The organism is Frankia sp. AiPs1, from assembly GCF_023716945.1.
Lineage (GTDB): Bacteria > Actinomycetota > Actinomycetes > Frankiales > Frankiaceae > Frankia.
In genome coordinates this window covers 1-2,665 of sequence record NZ_JAMQQF010000704.1, presented here as the reverse complement: position 1 = coordinate 2,665, position 2,665 = coordinate 1, and the positions used below count along the sequence as shown (strand labels likewise).

Genomic DNA, 2,665 nt, shown 5'->3' with positions numbered 1-2,665 from the left:
CCCCGCCACGAGCCGGCCGCGCCCCCCGGACGGGCCGGCCGCGGCCCCCGGACGCGTCGGGGAGACAGCGGCGGCGGCGACCCGGTGGGCAGCCCCGCCGGCACCGGGAACACAGACCGCGCAGGGAACACCAGGCCGCGCAGTGCTGCATTCCCGCAACGGCCGAGGCCGCGAAAAACCAGCCGTCTCGTTGCCGGCGGGCAGGACCGACAACACCGGACCCGCCGGCGAATCGGCGATTGGCGGACTGATTTTCTTCCGCACAAGCAGTCATATCTTTGCGCGACCATGTCGGGCGATTCCGGCGGCCCTTCCGCACGCGTCCGGCGCCCATCCCAGACCGGTGCACGACGCGACAACCACCGCCCGACGCCGTCGGCCAGGGCCGGGCGGTACACCAATGCCAGGAATGCGGACAGGGGCACGGCCGGCAACATCTCGTCGCGCCCGGTGACGAATGCCGCCCGGTGGCCCCGTGATTCGCGCGCGATCGGATTGGCAGGATCTCCGGGCGATATGGATCATTGCCGAATCGCGGCCAACCGCTGCGGTCACGGATCAGGCGCTGCCGGGCTTGCCCAACCACGCCTCATGCACCGCCGATTTTCCCGCCGGCAGGTGGGGGTGAAAAGTCATGGGTAGCGCAGGTACGGCGGCAACCCACGGTGGGACCACCACAGCGGGCCGCCGTCCGATCGCTTCCGACCTGGACCCTCCGGACGACCGGAAGACGGCGGCCAGGAACATCGAACCCATCTGTCCGGCTATGGAGGCACCACGCCACGGGTCCCGGTAGGCCCTGGCCAGGGTCCCGGCCCGGGCGGTCGGCCGGACGTGGCGGCCCGCCGGCCGGGCCCGCTCGCCGAGGGTTCCCCACCAGCGAGCGGGGTATTCCGACCGTGCTTCCGCGGACGCGGCGCCACCCCGGCGGCGAAGGAGGCGGCGGATGACCGACATCGTGGTCGGAGTCGACGGCTCACCGGGCTCTCACACGGCGTTGTGTTGGGCACTCGACGAGGCCGACCGGCACGGCTGCGGGCTGCGGGCCGTCGTCGGGATCGGGCCCGGTGGCCCACCGCGGCCGGAGGCGGCCGACGGCCTGGCCCAACGGGCGGCCCACATGCTGCACGAGACCGTCACCGCCGCGGCCCCGGCCGGGTCCATGGTCCCCGTGGCCGAGGAGGTCGTCGATCAGCCCGGGGCGGAGGCACTGCTCACCGTGGGACACGACGCCCGCATGATCGTGGTCGGGGCTCGCGGGCGGGGCCTGCTGCACCGGCTGCGGGTCGGCTCGGTCAGCGCCTCGGTGGCCGTGCACTCGGCGGCGCCGGTGGTGATCGCGCGCGGCGGCGACCCGGCCCAGACCCGCGGCCGACCGGCGCGGGCACTGACCGTGGGCGTGGATGGCTCCCCGAACTCGCTCGCCGCCCTGATCTGGGCCGCCGAGGAGGCCGACCGGCGCGGGGTCGCGCTGATCGCCGTGCACGCCTGGCTCGCGGCCATCCCGCTACCCTTCGCCGAGGCACCCGGAGAGATCACTCAGGCGCTGGAGGAGCAGGCCCGCGCCGCGCTCGACGAGGCGGTCGCCACGGTGCACGACGCCCTGCCCGCCGGGTTGGAGCTGCGACGCCGGGTGGTGCCGGACTCGCCGACCCAGGCACTGCTCGCCGCCGGCCGGGAATGCGACCTCGTCGTCGTCGGCGCCCGCGGCCATGGCGGGTTCGCCGAGCTGCTGCTGGGTTCGGTCAGCCATCAGTGCATGATCCACAGTCCGACCCCTGTCGCGATCATCCGCAGACGGTAGCCGACCGTCACCGAGTGGGCCCGTGCACGACCGCGTGCACGTCGGCCACGACCTGCGACCAGGCGTACCACCGGATGTTGTCCGTACCCGGCGCGGGATCCCAGGGGTTACGCAGCAGCACCCGACCCCGCGCGGCATCCACCGCCAGCGCCGGGTACGCGTGCGCGGCGACGAGGCCGCCGGGCCGGGTCCGACTCCGGGTCGCGAGCACGACGACCTCGCCGCGGCCGAGCAGGACCGCGAGATCCACGACGCTCGTCGCGCGGGCGGCGCGCCGGTGCGCCGGCCGTCCGGTGAGGGTCGCCAGAGCGACCGAGGCGCTGCCGAACCCGATCGCGGGGTACCCGCCGTGCAGGCGGGCGTATGCCTTCTCGTAGAGCGCCGGCCAGAGCTCGGGCTGGCCGGCGGCGTTGTCGCCGTCCATCGCGATCTCCTGGGCCACCGCGCCGCGTCCGCCGCTCGCGGGCAGCGTCGCGGTCACCGTCACACCGACCGGCGCGCGCAGGCCCGGGTGGAAGGTGATCGTGACGGTGCCGTTCGGGTTGCGCCGCAGCCGCTCGGCGAGCAGGGCGGGGTCCTGCCGTGCGAGGCCGATCAGCGCCGCGGCGAGATAGCAGTCGGCGACGGCACCCTGCCCGACGTCACCGGGGTCGGCGCCGTCGCGCACGATGGCGTCTGCGGACCGGTCCAGCCCGATGACCGGCCCGGCCCGTTCGCCGCCGGCCGGCGGTGGGGCGGCGGGTTCGAGCCATGGCAGGGCCCGTACCAGCTCATCGAGCAGGTCGGCCGGCGCCCCGGCGAGCAGGTCGTCGGCGAGGCCCGCGAGTTCGGCCGCGGCGAGCGCCGCTGCCGGCTTCGGCG

General features: G+C 75.1%; 2 protein-coding genes. One reads left to right on the top strand and one right to left on the bottom strand.

Annotated elements, in window-relative coordinates; genetic code table 11:
- Positions 1-946: 946 nt before the first annotated feature.
- The gene (locus tag ND748_RS29660; RefSeq protein ID WP_251749506.1) at positions 947-1,804 is read left to right on the top strand and encodes a universal stress protein; all 858 of its coding nucleotides are present in this window, start codon (positions 947-949) and stop codon (positions 1,802-1,804) included.
- Between the two features lie 7 nt (positions 1,805-1,811).
- Here ND748_RS29660 and ND748_RS29655 read toward each other — a convergent pair.
- On the bottom strand, positions 1,812-2,665 hold an 854-nt coding region (locus ND748_RS29655), incomplete at its 5' end, for a C2 family cysteine protease (protein WP_251749504.1).